This is a genomic window from Enterococcus sp. DIV1096b (genome assembly GCF_050498765.1).
GTDB classification, from domain to species: domain Bacteria; phylum Bacillota; class Bacilli; order Lactobacillales; family Enterococcaceae; genus Enterococcus_D; species Enterococcus_D entomosocium.
Genome location: NZ_JBMHEK010000001.1, coordinates 1,016,059 through 1,030,044, shown reverse-complemented (window position 1 = coordinate 1,030,044; position 13,986 = coordinate 1,016,059). Strand labels below are relative to the sequence as shown.

General features: G+C 43.0%; 14 protein-coding genes. 3 read left to right on the top strand and 11 right to left on the bottom strand.

The features are described from left to right. Positions 1-37: 37 nt before the first annotated feature. The 4 genes from IGJ17_RS04915 to IGJ17_RS04900 all read right to left on the bottom strand — a co-directional run bounded on the left by IGJ17_RS04915 (position 38) and on the right by IGJ17_RS04900 (position 2,882). Complete coding sequence (locus tag IGJ17_RS04915; protein WP_008377398.1) at positions 38-238, bottom strand: CsbD family protein; 201 nt, start codon at positions 236-238, stop codon at positions 38-40. A 409-nt stretch (positions 239-647) separates the two neighbouring features. Then, positions 648-2,066 carry a signal recognition particle protein gene (gene ffh / locus IGJ17_RS04910; RefSeq protein WP_005228902.1) on the bottom strand — a complete coding sequence of 473 codons (1,419 nt, stop codon included), beginning with the start codon at positions 2,064-2,066 and terminating at the stop codon, positions 648-650. A 14-nt stretch (positions 2,067-2,080) separates the two neighbouring features. After that, positions 2,081-2,419: a putative DNA-binding protein gene (locus tag IGJ17_RS04905; protein ID WP_005228897.1), complete on the bottom strand. Its 339-nt coding sequence runs from the start codon at positions 2,417-2,419 to the stop codon at positions 2,081-2,083. Then, positions 2,409-2,882, bottom strand: a complete 474-nt coding sequence (locus tag IGJ17_RS04900; RefSeq protein WP_005237241.1) for a DUF523 domain-containing protein — start codon at positions 2,880-2,882, stop codon at positions 2,409-2,411. Before IGJ17_RS04900 ends, IGJ17_RS04905 begins: the two co-directional genes overlap by 11 nt. A 150-nt stretch (positions 2,883-3,032) precedes the next feature. Between IGJ17_RS04900 and IGJ17_RS04895 the strand changes: the two genes are divergently transcribed. Together IGJ17_RS04895 and pnpS are read left to right on the top strand one after the other, a co-directional pair. After that, positions 3,033-3,737: a response regulator transcription factor gene (locus tag IGJ17_RS04895; protein ID WP_005237242.1), complete on the top strand. Its 705-nt coding sequence runs from the start codon at positions 3,033-3,035 to the stop codon at positions 3,735-3,737. Then, positions 3,737-5,467, top strand: a complete 1,731-nt coding sequence (gene pnpS / locus IGJ17_RS04890) for a two-component system histidine kinase PnpS (RefSeq protein WP_016613838.1) — start codon at positions 3,737-3,739, stop codon at positions 5,465-5,467. The genes IGJ17_RS04895 and pnpS overlap by 1 nt, the downstream gene beginning before the upstream one ends. Before the next feature lie 166 nt (positions 5,468-5,633). On the opposite strand, the gene IGJ17_RS04885 is transcribed toward pnpS, so the two are convergent. Together IGJ17_RS04885 and IGJ17_RS04880 are read right to left on the bottom strand one after the other, a co-directional pair. Then, on the bottom strand, positions 5,634-6,542 hold the full coding sequence (locus tag IGJ17_RS04885; protein WP_086332128.1) for a phosphate ABC transporter substrate-binding protein PstS family protein: 909 nt from the start codon (positions 6,540-6,542) through the stop codon (positions 5,634-5,636). Between the two features lie 186 nt (positions 6,543-6,728). Beyond that, positions 6,729-7,898: a pyridoxal phosphate-dependent aminotransferase gene (locus IGJ17_RS04880; protein WP_008377389.1), complete on the bottom strand. Its 1,170-nt coding sequence runs from the start codon at positions 7,896-7,898 to the stop codon at positions 6,729-6,731. A 177-nt stretch (positions 7,899-8,075) separates the two neighbouring features. Here IGJ17_RS04880 and IGJ17_RS04875 point away from each other — a divergent pair, with 177 nt between their 5' ends. Then, on the top strand, positions 8,076-8,795 hold the full coding sequence (locus IGJ17_RS04875) for a DUF2087 domain-containing protein (RefSeq protein WP_061053872.1): 720 nt from the start codon (positions 8,076-8,078) through the stop codon (positions 8,793-8,795). A gap of 160 nt (positions 8,796-8,955) precedes the next feature. Here the strand turns inward: IGJ17_RS04875 and IGJ17_RS04870 are convergent, their stop codons facing one another. The 5 genes from IGJ17_RS04870 to IGJ17_RS04850 all read right to left on the bottom strand — a co-directional run bounded on the left by IGJ17_RS04870 (position 8,956) and on the right by IGJ17_RS04850 (position 13,849). After that, on the bottom strand, positions 8,956-9,483 hold the full coding sequence (locus IGJ17_RS04870; RefSeq protein ID WP_005237249.1) for a type II toxin-antitoxin system Phd/YefM family antitoxin: 528 nt from the start codon (positions 9,481-9,483) through the stop codon (positions 8,956-8,958). Positions 9,484-9,584: 101 nt separating this feature from the next. Further along, the gene (locus tag IGJ17_RS04865) at positions 9,585-11,909 is read right to left on the bottom strand and encodes a heavy metal translocating P-type ATPase (protein WP_086332127.1); all 2,325 of its coding nucleotides are present in this window, start codon (positions 11,907-11,909) and stop codon (positions 9,585-9,587) included. 118 nt (positions 11,910-12,027) lie between these two features. Next, a complete protein-coding gene (gene copZ / locus IGJ17_RS04860; protein WP_005237251.1) occupies positions 12,028-12,237 on the bottom strand; it encodes a copper chaperone CopZ in 210 nt (69 codons plus the stop codon). A gap of 37 nt (positions 12,238-12,274) precedes the next feature. Next, a complete protein-coding gene (locus IGJ17_RS04855; RefSeq protein WP_008377382.1) occupies positions 12,275-12,721 on the bottom strand; it encodes a CopY/TcrY family copper transport repressor in 447 nt (148 codons plus the stop codon). A gap of 141 nt (positions 12,722-12,862) precedes the next feature. Beyond that, a complete protein-coding gene (locus IGJ17_RS04850) occupies positions 12,863-13,849 on the bottom strand; it encodes an aldose epimerase family protein (protein WP_061053870.1) in 987 nt (328 codons plus the stop codon). Positions 13,850-13,986 lie beyond the last annotated feature (137 nt).

Here is a 13,986-nt window from a genome sequence, read left to right as displayed (position 1 = left end):
CCTACAACAAGAAATTGTTGCCGGGACGCTTTTATGTTTAATGTTTAGGTTTGTCGTCGTCTTTTTTGTCAAAGAAGTCATTTACTTTGCGAGAAACATCATCCGCAAAATCTTCAACCTTATCTTTGGCTTTCCCATATTTATTTTGGGTTTTCCCTTTTAACTCCTCGGAGTCATCTCCTGTAAGTTTCCCTTTTGTTTCGGTTACTTTTCCTTCAATGCGATCCTTGTTTGTCATCGTAAAAACTCCTTTCATACTTGCTATAAATTAATAGTAGCATCATTTGCCAGAAAGCACGAATGTTCTGCTTCTATCTTATCCTTTGAGTTGTCCGCAACGATAGTTCTTCGCTATTTTTGACTCTTGGACGATTTAGGATATTCAGTAGAAAGCTGGCTTTCTCTATAAAAAGGGATGTTCTTTAGATGTTCTTTAGATGTTCTATTTGATGTTCTTTGAAGGAGTTCATTTAAAGAGGACACTGTGAACATAAAAAAACCATGACCTGAAAGAAGGCAATCTGAGGAGCTGCAGCTGCTAGAATCAGGAGGTACAGCTTCTCGATTTGGTGTCTTTTCAGGTCATGTTTTTTTTAATTGTACCCTAAGAGAAGGTTCGGTTCTTAGTTCCTATCAGTGCTAAACGATTATTTGCGTTTTTTCTTTTTCTTCTTTTGTTTTTTGACCATACGATTCATGGCCATTTTTCCAAGTTTCCCTTTGACACCGCCGCCAAACATTTGATCCATGCCAGGAATGTTCATATTCCCTTTGCTCATTTGCTGCATCATTTTGCGGGATTCTTTAAATTGTTTGATCATGCGGTTGACTTCGACGACACTGTTGCCAGAACCGGCGGCAATCCGGCGACGACGGCTTGGATTTAACAAATCAGGATTTTCACGTTCTGCTGGTGTCATGGAATAAACCATGGCTTTTTGACGGGCAATTTGTTTTGGATCAACTTTGACGTTCTCGATGCCAGGCATTTGGCTCATTCCCGGAATCATTTTCAAAAGATCTTCAATTGGGCCCATGCCCATGACTTGATCGATCTGTTCAACAAAGTCATTGAAGTCGAAGGAGTTTTCCTTCATTTTTTGAGCAAGTTCTTCTGCTTTTTTCTCGTCGTAATCTTGCTGTGCTTTTTCGATCAAAGTCAGCATATCACCCATACCGAGAATCCGACTAGACATCCGATCTGGATGGAATACTTCAAGGTCGGTCAATTTTTCACCGGTACCAGTGAACTTGATTGGAGCGCCAGTAACTTGACGAATTGACAATGCCGCACCGCCACGAGTATCGCCATCTAGTTTGGTGATGACTACCCCTGTGATCCCCAGTTGTTGATTGAAGCTTTCCGCCACGTTGACAGCATCTTGTCCTGTCATCGCATCCACTACCAGTAAAATTTCATTTGGCTGTGCCAAGTCCTTGATTTGTTTTAGCTCTTCCATCAAGTTTTCATCGATATGCAAACGACCTGCTGTATCGATCAAGACATAGTCATTTTTCTTTTCCCGAGCCAAAGCCAATCCTTGGCGTACGATTTCAACTGGACTGACATCAGTTCCCATATCGAAAACAGGTACATCCAATTGCTGACCTAATACTTTCAATTGGTCGATCGCGGCTGGACGGTACACGTCACCGGCAATCATTAATGGACGTGCGTTTTCGGTTTTGATCAAGTGATTGGCTAATTTCCCAGCAAAGGTGGTTTTCCCTGCCCCTTGCAGACCAGCCATCATGATAATCGTTGGGATCTTTGGTGATTTTTCAATCCCAACTGTTTCTGATCCTAACGTTTTGGTTAATTCTTCGTCAACGATTTTAACGATCTGTTGCGCTGGAGATAAGCTTTCTAATACTTCTACCCCAACTGCCCGTTCACGTACATTTTTGGTAAACTCTTTCACAACTTGCAGATTGACGTCGGCTTCTAATAAAGCTAGACGAATCTCACGCATCATTTCTTTTACATCTGCTTCAGATACTTTTCCTTTTCTGCGCAGTTTGCTCATTGCCTGCTGGAGGCGTTCAGTTAAACTTTCAAATGCCATTTTTTTTCATTCCTTTATTCTTCAATTTCTTGGAGCTGTTGAATAAACCCCTGTAAGGTTTCGTCTTTTGGATAGTGGGTTTTCGTATACTCGCTTAGCTGATCCAGCAAGTCTTCCCGCATGATATAATCCGAAAACATATGTAGTTTTTTTTCATAGTCTTCTAAAATACGTTCGGTGCGTTTGATGTTGTCATAGACTGCTTGACGGCTAACTTGATACTCTTCAGCGATTTCTCCTAGAGAAAAATCATCTGCGTAATACAATTCCATGTAATTCATCTGTTTTTCCGTCAATAACGTGGAATAAAACTCAAACAACGCATTCATGCGATTGGTCTTTTCAATTTCCATTTGCTTCCTCCTGTTTTGCAAGCCATTCGACATCGGACAAAACAGTCATGCCTTGTTGTCGAAAATACGCACAAGCGACACCGATCCCTCTTCTTTTGATTCCAGAAAAATTGCCATCATAAATCATCTGACTGCCACAAGAGGGACTTTTCTCTTTTAGGATCAGTTGGGTGATGCCTTGCTCTTGTAATTTTTGATAAGCAATTTTCGCGCCGGTAGTAAACTGTTCGGTCACGTCTTCCCCTGAGATGGTGACGACCTTCGCTCGTTGCGCCCAAACGTCCACCCCATCGCCACCAACGATTTCTGCCGGTTCCCGTGGGATCGGCAAGCCGCCAAGAACTTCTGGACAAACCATCATTGCTTGACCTGCTCTTACCAGTTCGATCAATGGTGGCACTGCTTGGTGTTTTCCATCATAACGGCAAAGTACACCGCCTAGACACGCACTGATTCCGATCATATAGCACCCTCAGCTTTCCTATGAAATCGTCCTTTATTATAGCATTTATTTAGTGGTTGCAATAGTACCAATTGTCTATTCATGCTAAAATAGGACTTGTTCGTTGAAATTTAATCGTTTCTTGAAAAAAAGAAGCTAAAGGAGTTTGCCATGAAAAAAATACTCGTTGTCGATGATGAACCTTCCATCGTCACACTTTTAACCTTTAATCTAGAAAAAGAGGGCTATCAAGTCGTTTCCGCCTCAGATGGTCAAAAAGCCTACGAATTAGCCTTGTCTAAGCCTTTTGACTTTATCATCTTAGATGTCATGCTGCCGAATATGGACGGCATCGAGATCACGAAGAAATTGCGTCAAGAAAAAATCGAGACCCCGATCCTCGTCTTGACCGCAAAAGATGATCCAATCGATCGGATCTTAGGCTTAGAGATCGGCGCCGATGACTATTTGACGAAGCCTTTCAGTCCTAGAGAGGTATTAGCTAGAATGAAAGCCATCTTCCGTCGTTTAGAACCCCGTCAACAAACACGAGAAGAAGATCAACCTGCAGAGATTCTGCAAGTCGGTGGGATCCAAGCAGACCTGACGAATTTCCAAGTCAGTGTGGATGGTGAGAAAATCTTCCTAACGCCAAAAGAATTCGAGCTGCTAGTTTACTTTATGAAACGAAAAGGCCGCGTAATCGATCGCGATACCTTGCTCAATCGCATTTGGAACTTCGACTTTGATGGACAAAGTCGAATCGTGGATGTTCACATCAGTCATTTAAGAGAAAAATTGGAAGCTGATCCAAAACGGCCGGAATACTTAGTAACGGTTCGGGGATTCGGGTATAAATTTCAGGAGCCAGTCTAATGAAAAAACGCTATGGCTATGGTTTATGGTCGATCGGTCTATTGCTGATTTTTTTCCTGTGCTGGCAAGTTCTAAGCAGTTTTTACCGTCAGCAAGTCATTGCCCAGCAAGTGGCTTTTCTCCAAGAGAAAGCCACCGTATTTTTGAATCTATCAGATAATCAAACCGCCGCCTTAGAACAGTTTGCGGATACCTATGTTGAAGATAGCAATAGTCGCATCACTTTGTTAGATGACCAAGGTCAGATCATTTTCGATACCTATGATCATACACTGCATGAAAACCGCTCCAATCGTCCAGAAGTCCAAGCCGTTTTGCGCGGAAGCTCCGTCGGTCAATCGCTGCGGGAAAGCGACACCTTGCATGAAGAATTGCTTTACGTGGCGATTCCTGTCAAAGAGGATGGAAACTTGACTCAAATCTTGCGAATCGCCGAACCGACCGCGGCTTTTTTTGCAAAAAATGAAGGAATCAAGCAGTCGATCTTGATTGTCTATCTTGTTTTTTGCTTTTTGATCAGCCTATTGATTTTCCATACCTTGCGCCAGCGAAATCGGCCGATCCAAACGATTCTGCCCGTCGTAAAAAAAATGATCACCTCGCCCGATCAACAAGCAATCATTATGCAAGAAACCCCTGAACATGATGAGTTGTATCAACTGATCAATCAGCTGAGCGAGCAAATGAGCCAGACCTATCGTGCCTATGCGGCTTCTGAACAGCAACTGTACGGCTTGCTCAGTGAACTGATGATCGGTGTCTTTATCATCAATGAAGAAAATCAACTGCTGCTGTTGAATCCGACGATGCAAGAACAGCTAGGGATGGAAACCGCACCGATCTTACCGCAACCTTTTACTGAAGTGATCCATGACACACAATTGATCCAGTTGATCTATCAATTTAATGACGAGACCCCTATTTTCCATGCGGAAACCACCCTTAGCGGGGAACGTTCAAAAGTCTTAGATGTTACCTTGCGAAGCTTCCAAGAAAACCAGTTGATTGGTATTTCTTATGACTTGACACGCATCCGACAATTAGAAAAGATGCAAAAAGATTTTGTCGGCAATGTTTCCCATGAATTAAAAACGCCGGTAACTTCCTTGATTGGGTTTACTGAAACACTGCTGGATGGCGCCAAAGAAGACCCTGAAACGTTGCAGACCTTCTTAGAGATCATTCAAAAAGATGCTTATCGCTTGAAAAATCTAATACAAGATATCATCCAATTGTCTCAAGACAGTGATTCTTTCCAGTATGTCGACCAACCGATCAACTTTTCTGAGCTGCTGCAACAAGTCGTTCAAACCTATGGTCCCGCAGCTGTTAAGAAGCAATTGACCTTTCAATTTGAAGGACCCGAACAATTCATTTTATCTACCAAAAAAGAGCTGCTGCAGCCCATCGTAAAAAATCTAGTTGAAAATGCGGTCACCTATTCAAAACCTGGAGGTGTCATCACATTATCCTATTCCGAGCAAGATGACCAGCTGCTTTTTCAAGTGCAGGATCAAGGCATCGGCATCGATGAAGAAGATCAAGAACGGATTTTTGAGCGGTTTTATCGGGTGGACAAAGCCCGTGCTCGCAATTCTGGCGGCACTGGACTTGGGCTGGCTATCGTCAAAGACTATACCAAATTATTAGGCGGCAGCATCAAGGTTGACAGTTTCCCTAAAATTGGTTCTACCTTTACGGTGACTTTGCCGCTTCATGAAAAAAGATGATTATTGATAAAAAACAGCCGATAACAGGTGAATAAAGGTTATCGGCTGTTTTTGTAATCATTTTTAGTTGGTATTCCCCACTAGATGAAGTGCCATCCGATAGTATCTTCTTGATTGTTTAAACAAAAAAAGAAGGAGATTCCTCCTTCTTCGTCCATTCATTTCACTATTCAACATTCGTTACTTCGCCGTCTACACTGCGTTCTACTTTCATATCAGTGATTGGCAAGTATCCTAATTCGATAACGATTCCTTGTTGGACATCGTCTGTCATGATGTAATCAAGAAAGGCTTTGACGTTAGCATCTGGTTCACCATTCGTGTACATATGCTCGTAAGACCAGATTGGCCATTTGTTATCTGCAATATTTTCAGGGGTCGCTTCTACCCCATCAAGAGATAGCGCTTGGATTGAATCATCTAAATAAGATAAAGCAAGGTAGCTGATTGCTCCTGGTGTTTCAGCAACGATTTTACGGACTGTTCCAGAAGAATCTTGCTCTTGTGTTTGGATCGTCTCTGCACCATCTAAGCCCCATTTTTCAAAGGTCGCTCTCGTACCGCTGCCTGACGCACGGTTGATTACAGAGATTTCTTGATCTGCTCCACCGAGTTCAGACCAATTCTTCACTTTGCCTGTAAAGATATCGATTAAATCTTGTTGGCTAAGATCCGTAACGCCTGCGTCTTTATTCACTACTGGTGCCATACCAACTACGGCTACTTTATGGTCAACTAATTTGCTGGCGTCCACACCATCTTTTTCATCCGCAAAAACATCGGAATTGCCGATCGTCACAGCGCCTGTTTCTACTTGACTTAAGCCAGTTCCGCTACCGCCACCTTGAACAGTAATTGTATAATTGGGATTGTCCGCTGAGAAGCTTTCACCTGCTGCTTCAACCAAGGGTTGCAAAGCAGTTGAGCCTACCGCTAAAATTTCTACATTTTCATTTGATGCGGCACCTGATGAAGATCCGCCTGATGCTTGACTGCTATCAGTGCTTGTACCACCGCTCCCACAGCCAGCTAATAATAATCCAGTTGCAAAAAATAAAAGTCCCAATTTTTTCATTTAGTAAATCTCCTTTCGTTATATGCTTAGTTTAGCAAGGCGGTGTAAACCCTTGATGGATTTCATGTAAAGAATCGATAAAGCGATGTAAATCTTTTGTAAAGTTTGTCGATTGCCCAAAAAGCCCCCGCTGAATCCATCAGAGGGGGCTTGCTTTATCTAAAAACGAAAGAAATGTCTGTAGAATCAATTGCTTTGCATATAGCGTGTCAAGCGATCCATCGCTTCCACCAAGTTTTCCATACTTGCCGCATAGCTTAAACGAACATAGCCTTCTGCTTCGGGACCAAAGGCGATACCCGGGATGATTGCTAATTGATTCTTTTCCGCTAAGTCGACACAAAAAGCCATGGAATCTTGGTTGAAACCTGCTGGTATTTTGGCAAAAATGTAGAATGCACCAGAGGGCTTCGCCATGTCAAAACCAAGGGCAGTCATCTTTTCAAACAAGTAATCTCGACGTTCACGGTAATCGGCTTTCATGACTTCTGCATCATTGATGCCTTCGATCAATGCCCGCACAGCTGCTTTTTGAGAAATCGTTGATGCCGCAGTCACTAAGTATTGGTGGACCTTAATGATCTGAGCAGTCAACGCTTTTGGTGCAAAAATGAAGCCGACGCGCCACCCAGTCATCGCGTGAGATTTCGACAAGCCATTGATCACGATCGTTTGATCCCGCAAGTATTCGGCAATGGACACATGGGTTTCATCATAAGTCAACTCACTATAAATTTCATCGCTAATAACAAAAACGGGGTATTTTTCTAAAACCTCCGCCAATGCTTTGACTTGTTCTCGGGTATAAACGACCCCTGTTGGATTGCTAGGATAATTCAAAATGACTGCCTTGACTTGCTCCCCATGCTCTTTTAAGGCTGCTTCCAAAACTTCTGGCGCTAAAACAAAGTCATTGTCCGTCGTATCAAGATAGATCGGTTGGGCATGGGCTAAATGGATGACTGGTTCATAGCCTGGATAAATTGGTGCCGGTAGGAGAACTTTATCGCCAGGTTCCAACGTGGCTAATAAAGAAGCTGAGATTGCTTCCGTTGCACCGATCGTCACTAATACTTCTGATTGAAAGTCGTAATCAAGCTGATATTTATTTTTCAAAAAGAGGCTGGCTGCTTGCCTAACATCTGCTAAGCCGGCCATTCCAGAATAGTGGCTAAAATTTTGTTCGATTGCTTGGACACCCGATTTTTTCACGTGCTCTGGTGTGTTAAAATCCGGCTCGCCTAACGTTAACTTTAAAATATCAGGAATTGAAGAAACCCGTTCATCAAATTTACGAATCAATGAAACAGCTATATTGTACACTTCGTGATTGAAGCGTTGGCTTACGTCTGCCATAGTATCACTCCTTTGAATTAAGCAAATTCATTCGCTATTGTTGTTAATCCTAACACAAAAAGGCGACAATTTTAAGCAACGGATGAAATTAATCTAATAACCACAATTCCGTTTGCTTATTTACAAACAAAAACATTTTATGTTAGTATATAATCAAACAAAAAAGGAGAACCCAAAATGAAACCTTATCAAGAGTTTACCATTTCTGATTATCAGCAAGGATATGTCGAAACAACAACGGATTATTGTTGCGTATTTTGTCAGGAGACCTTCGACAAAGAAGAAATCTATCCCGTTGATGGCGCCTTTTTTACGGCAAAAAAACGAATGATACAACATATCACTGAGCATCACGGAACCGTTTTATCCGCATTATTGGCTTTACCCAAAGAACAAACAGGCTTATCAGAAAGCCAGCAGGAGATTTTACAACTGTTTGCCCAAGATGTTAGCGATACTGTGATTGCCCAGCGCTTAGGTATCTCTTCTTCGACTGTCAGGAATCATCGCTTTAAGCTAAAAGAAAAGCAGCGACAAGCGACTGTTTTTATAAGTATCATGTCCTTGTTGCAAGAAACCCCGTTGCTGCCGCCTCACAAAGGGGCGACGATGCTTGATGATCGCTATGCCATTACGGCTAGTGAAAGAGAAAAGATCATTGCTACTTATTTTGATGAAGCGGGGTTTATCAAACAGTTTCCGAGCAAAGAAAAGCGCAAGATCGTTGTCTTAAGTGTGCTGGCACAAAAATTTGATCCGAAGAAAAATTATTCAGAAGCTGCCGTAAACGATGTATTAAAACAAGCGATCACCGATTATGTCACTGTCCGACGATATTTGATCGAGTATGGATTTATGCAACGGACGAAAGACGGAAAAACTTACTGGCTGACTTAAAACCCAGTCTGTAGTTGGATGGAATTTTTGTTGGTTGGATGGACAGTATCTTTCACAGTTTTGAAAAGTTAACAAGCTCCAGTTTTTTACAAAAAAAGACAAAGTACGAAAACACCCGTACTTTGTCTACTGTCTGAAACGCTGGGACAAGTTCCAGCGTTTATTTTTCTTTTAGAAAGATTTTTTTGATGATCAATTTATCAAATAATTGCGTTTGATTGTCTTGTTCCCCAATGACTTCAGCAGTCACTGATTTGCCGTCTTGTTTTTTGCGCAACTGATAAACAATCTTACCTGTTTCTTTCAATTCGTTCACCATGTCGACGACACCGCCAAAACCTGTTTTACGAGTGATGAAGCCTAACGCCACCATCCGCTCATCTAAATTTTTTGCCGAGATGCTGGCACCGGTGATCAGTGCTTGCCGCATGATTTGTAAGAATTCTTCTAGCCCTGCCACTGGCGGCTGTTCAGGCTCTTCTTCCATCAGCGGTCGCTGACGCAAATAATCTAATTCCTGCAATAACGTTTCGTACTGCTCTTGTGTCAACATGACCCCCGCCACTTTTTCACGATTGAATACATATACTGCTGTTCCTGCTTCTCGCGCTTGATTAAATACATCCATCGGAGATTTTTTTACTTCAGTAATTGAAGTAGTGGGAACATCCAACTTCTTCAGTTCCATAATCAACGTCCTCCTTGTCTCAACGAACACATTATAGCATAAATCCAGAAGCAGATTATAGAGGTATTTCACTGCTCCTAGGAAAAGAAACAAAAAAGCGGCTAATCGCCGCTTTTTTCGATTGATAAGGTCATTGCATTGATGGCAACGATGATCGTACTCATAGACATCAAGACAGCTCCGACTGCTGGGTTCAAAATGATCCCGATTGGTGCGAGCACGCCAGCTGCCAAAGGAATAGCAAAAATATTGTATCCTGCGCCCCACCAGAGATTTTGAATCATCTTGCGCCTTGTTTTTTTCGCCAAAGTCAAGAAGTGCAAGATGTCTTGAGGTTCGCTATTCGTCAAAACGACATCGGCTGAATCGATCGCTACATCGGTTCCAGCTCCGATCGCAATCCCGATCGTCGCTCTTGCAAGACTTGGGGCGTCATTGATCCCATCGCCTACCATTACGACGCGCTTGCCCTCTTTGACATAGTCACTGACTAGACGTTCTTTATCGTCTGGTAACATTGCCGCATGGAAGTCTTCGATTCCTAGGTAATCGGCTACGGCTTGCGCCGCTTCTTGGTTGTCCCCAGTAGCCATAACTGGCGTGATGCCTAAGTCTTTCACTTTTTGAATAAATTGACTCGCTTCTGGTTTCACCTTATCCCCTAATGCGACGATTCCTTCCACTTTGCCGTCATGAACCAAATAGCTAATGGTATTGCCCTGCTCTTGATAATTTTCCAAGGATTTCCCTTGATACTGGATGGTTAATTGCTCCAATCCTTTTTGATTGACGATCAACCACTTTTGTCCATCGATTACGCCTTCCAGACCAATACCCGTCCTTGTTTGAACATCATTCGCCTTTTTGGCTATGATGTTTTCCTTTTCTGCTTGGGCTAAAATACCTTCTGCGATCGGATGATTGGCGGTTTTCTCAAGACCTGCTAGGTAAGCTAGTACTTCTGATGCAGAAAGGCTGCCTGTCGCCTCGATGCCAGTTACGGTAAACGTTCCTTCTGTTAACGTACCGGTCTTATCAAGGATCAGATAATCAACATGATGCGCATTCTCCAATGCGTTGCGATTTTTTAAGAGCAAGCCGTTTTTGGCAGCGATCGATGTTGAACGAGCCACAACGAGGGGAATCGCTAGGCCTAACGCATGGGGACAGGCAATGACGAATACCGTGACCATTCGATCAAGAGCAGTCGGTAGGTCAGCAACAAACAGCCATACAGCAAAGGCCAAAACACCAGCAACTAAGGCGATATAGAACAACCATTTCGCCACTTTGTCCGAAAGTGCTTCTAAGCGGGATTTATCAGCTTGGGCTTTTCGTACCATTTCCATGACTTTTGCCAAATAGCTGTCTTCGCCAGTCCCTGTGACTTCCATCGTAATGGAACCATTGCCGTTGACAGATCCTCCAATGACAGTACTGCCGATGGTTTTAGGTACCCGTCTGGATTCACCGGTAACTGCCGACTCATCGATCGTTGTTTCCCCTTCAAGAATCGTTCCGTCTGTAGGAATCTTATCTCCTGAGCGAACGATCAGCTGTGTTTTGTTGGTCACTTCTTCTAATGGAATCTGTTCTTCTGATCCATCTGCATTTTTCCGAATCACTTCTTTTGGCAACAGTTCTGCTAATTTCTGTAATGCATTGCCGGCATTAGAAACGGCATTCATCTCGATCCAATGCCCCAACAACATGATCACGATCAGAGTCGCTAGTTCCCAGAAGAAATCCATTACATGAGGAACAGCAAGAAAATGATTAGCGATAAACGCGTAAAGACTATAAAAATAAGAAACCGTAATCCCCATAGCAATCAAAGTCATCATGGCTGGGCTTTTTTGTTTCAATTCCATTTTTGCACCACTTAAAAACGGTTGCCCCCCATAGAAAAACAGGATCGTTCCTAAAATCAATACAACCCAATCTGAGCCGGGAAACGTGAACTGAAAGGGCAATTCGATACCCATCATTGGTGATAAAATGACGATTGGAATCGCCAAAACCAAGGATAGCCAAAACTTTTGCTTAAAATTTCCCATATGCATACTATGATCCATACCAGACATCTCATGATCCATATGACTGTGATCCATGCCAGACATCTCATGATCCATGTGGCTATGATCCATGCCAGACATCTCATGATCCATGTGGCTATGGTCCATACTGGAAACCTCATGATCCATGTGAGCATGGTTACTATCGGCGCTTTCATGCTCCTGCAGTTTTGATGTCGCCCATTGATGATCCACCCCATTCATCTCATGGCTTCGGGGCTCAGGGACTTCCTCCGCCTGTGGGTGTGTGAGTCCTTCTTGCCCTTTATTATCCTGCTCATTCCTAGGTTCATGCCTATGATGGCTTGACGTCTGACGATTGTCTGCAGGTGACGTTTTTTTCTGATTCATCCTAGTATTCCCCTTCCTATTTCACTGAATATCCGTACAGTCTTGCGCCTTCATACAAAAGCTTCAAGCGGCTGGACTTTCTAGATTTTTCTCCTTATCACTTTAGCGTTTGCATCGCTTATTCAAAAACACCTTGATAACCAGCTTCAGTTATTGCACTGATTAAGGCTGTTTCTGTCACTTGCGACTCGTCAAATTTGACCGTCCCACGAGCTTTTTTCAAGTCGACTTTAGCTTTTTTCACACCCGGTACTTCATTTAAGGCTTTTTCAACTTTTGCGGCACAATGGGCGCAATTCATTCCGCTGATTTGCATATTTTTTTTCATTACTATTCCTCATTTCTTTTAACAGTTTGTTGGCTACTTATTTTGTTGCATGGGTTTTGCATTGGCACTGACCAGGAATACAATTACACGAAATCGCTGCTACTGGCACTTTTTGGTCGACTGCTGCTTGGAGCATCGCCAAATCTTCTGCCGTCAATGCTGCTTCTTGGATCATTTCTGCTAATGTTTGTCCGACTTTTTTGGCACAAATATGAGAAAAAAGATTCTCAGCTGCACTGCGAACAGTGGCTTCTTCTGAAACAAGTGGCGAGTAAACAAACTTTTTCCCTTGGCTTTCTGTTTTCAATACGCCTTTTTTAACAAGTCGTCCTAAAAGCGTTTTGACTGTCGCTGCTTTCCAATTTTTATTTTCGCTTAACAAAGCGGTGATCTCTTTCGCATCGGATTGTCCCAATGTCCAAATCACACGCATGACTTCCCATTCAGAATCGCTGATTTTGATTGGTTCGACCACTGATTGCATTTGTCCACTTCCTTTCATAACTGATTCACATTTTTAAGTTTACATCTGTAATCGTATTTTGTCAAAAAAAAGCATCGCCAAACTTTCTGCATTTTGGCAATGCTTTTTTCTATTTCGTTAAAAATGGTTTGGTTCCAACGTTTAAAAGTGGACCTGATACGTCGTCACAGAGTGGAAGGGTTCTTCTGGGCGCAGCACGATCTCACCAAAGTGGGTGAATTTCTCAGAGCCAGGAACACCTTGTGTTTCGATCGCCATCCCGCCATGTTTGGCAAAAGGACCGGTCTTCATTGGGGCCCCAGCTTCTCCCTCACCTGTTGTGTAAATAACAACAGCAGGACGGTCAGTAGTTACAGTCAGCTGCACTTTTTGATCGGGACTGGTTACTTTCAGATCCCACTCTTGCTCATGATCCAATAAGAATGGATCATCCAACATGGTCGTTCCCATTGGGCGTTCTTGTCTAAAATCAAACTTTGTGCCTGCGACAGGCGTTTTTTCACCGGTGGTCGTCACGTCATCGTTCGTTTCAGCCACATGTTCGGCATTGATTTGAACCAAGTGGTCATCGATCGGCTGTTGGGTATCACCTGTCAAATTGAAATAACCGTGGTTCGTTGGGTTAAATAAAGTCGCTTTGTCTGTGTTAGCGTCATATGCAAGCAATAGTTCATTGTCATTAGTCAACGTATAGGTGACTTGATAACGAACATTTCCTGGAAAGCCGCCGTCGCCATCTTGTCGTGAGGTAGTAAAAATCACGCCGGCTCTGTCTGCTTCCTCAAAAGTTTCAGCGATCCAGATATCCGTGTCAAGCCCCTTTGAACCACCATGAAGCGTATTGCCGCCATCATTGTCCTCCGTTTGGTATTCTTGCCCCTCAACCTCAAAGCGGGTACCTGCGATCCTTCCCGCTACTGGACCGATCGTTGCACCATAATAGCGTGCTTGGCGATGTCCTTCGATCGTATCATAACCGACCACAATGTCGCGGCCTTCTTCTACTGGAACGACCCAATCCAATAAGCGTGCGCCTTCGGGACTCAGCCTTACGATGGTACCGCTATCATTGGAAAGCTCATAAATCGTTCCCATTTTTTCTGAGGTCGTTTGTTTCACATTTGGCATTCGTTCATATCCTTCTTTCTTTGTTTAGTCTGCTACTCTTTTTAAGTATAGCCGTTAAGGGCTAGATCCGTCAATTCAAGACGGACGGATTCAGTAGGCATTCATTTTATGCCGGGCCGTTTTCACACAAATAAAAA

Coding starts and splice junctions, on each gene's coding strand:
- IGJ17_RS04915 (WP_008377398.1), bottom strand. CDS start 238: ATGACAAACAAGGATCGCATTGAAGGAAAAGTAACCGAAACAAAAGGG.
- IGJ17_RS04855 (WP_008377382.1), bottom strand. CDS start 12,721: ATGCAATCAGTGGTCGAACCAATCAAAATCAGCGATTCTGAATGGGAA.
- IGJ17_RS04870 (WP_005237249.1), bottom strand. CDS start 9,483: ATGGAACTGAAGAAGTTGGATGTTCCCACTACTTCAATTACTGAAGTA.
- IGJ17_RS04875 (WP_061053872.1), top strand. CDS start 8,076: ATGAAACCTTATCAAGAGTTTACCATTTCTGATTATCAGCAAGGATAT.
- IGJ17_RS04905 (WP_005228897.1), bottom strand. CDS start 2,419: ATGGAAATTGAAAAGACCAATCGCATGAATGCGTTGTTTGAGTTTTAT.
- IGJ17_RS04895 (WP_005237242.1), top strand. CDS start 3,033: ATGAAAAAAATACTCGTTGTCGATGATGAACCTTCCATCGTCACACTT.
- IGJ17_RS04880 (WP_008377389.1), bottom strand. CDS start 7,898: ATGGCAGACGTAAGCCAACGCTTCAATCACGAAGTGTACAATATAGCT.
- pnpS (WP_016613838.1), top strand. CDS start 3,737: ATGAAAAAACGCTATGGCTATGGTTTATGGTCGATCGGTCTATTGCTG.
- IGJ17_RS04900 (WP_005237241.1), bottom strand. CDS start 2,882: ATGATCGGAATCAGTGCGTGTCTAGGCGGTGTACTTTGCCGTTATGAT.
- IGJ17_RS04850 (WP_061053870.1), bottom strand. CDS start 13,849: ATGCCAAATGTGAAACAAACGACCTCAGAAAAAATGGGAACGATTTAT.
- copZ (WP_005237251.1), bottom strand. CDS start 12,237: ATGAAAAAAAATATGCAAATCAGCGGAATGAATTGCGCCCATTGTGCC.
- ffh (WP_005228902.1), bottom strand. CDS start 2,066: ATGGCATTTGAAAGTTTAACTGAACGCCTCCAGCAGGCAATGAGCAAA.
- IGJ17_RS04865 (WP_086332127.1), bottom strand. CDS start 11,909: ATGAATCAGAAAAAAACGTCACCTGCAGACAATCGTCAGACGTCAAGC.
- IGJ17_RS04885 (WP_086332128.1), bottom strand. CDS start 6,542: ATGAAAAAATTGGGACTTTTATTTTTTGCAACTGGATTATTATTAGCT.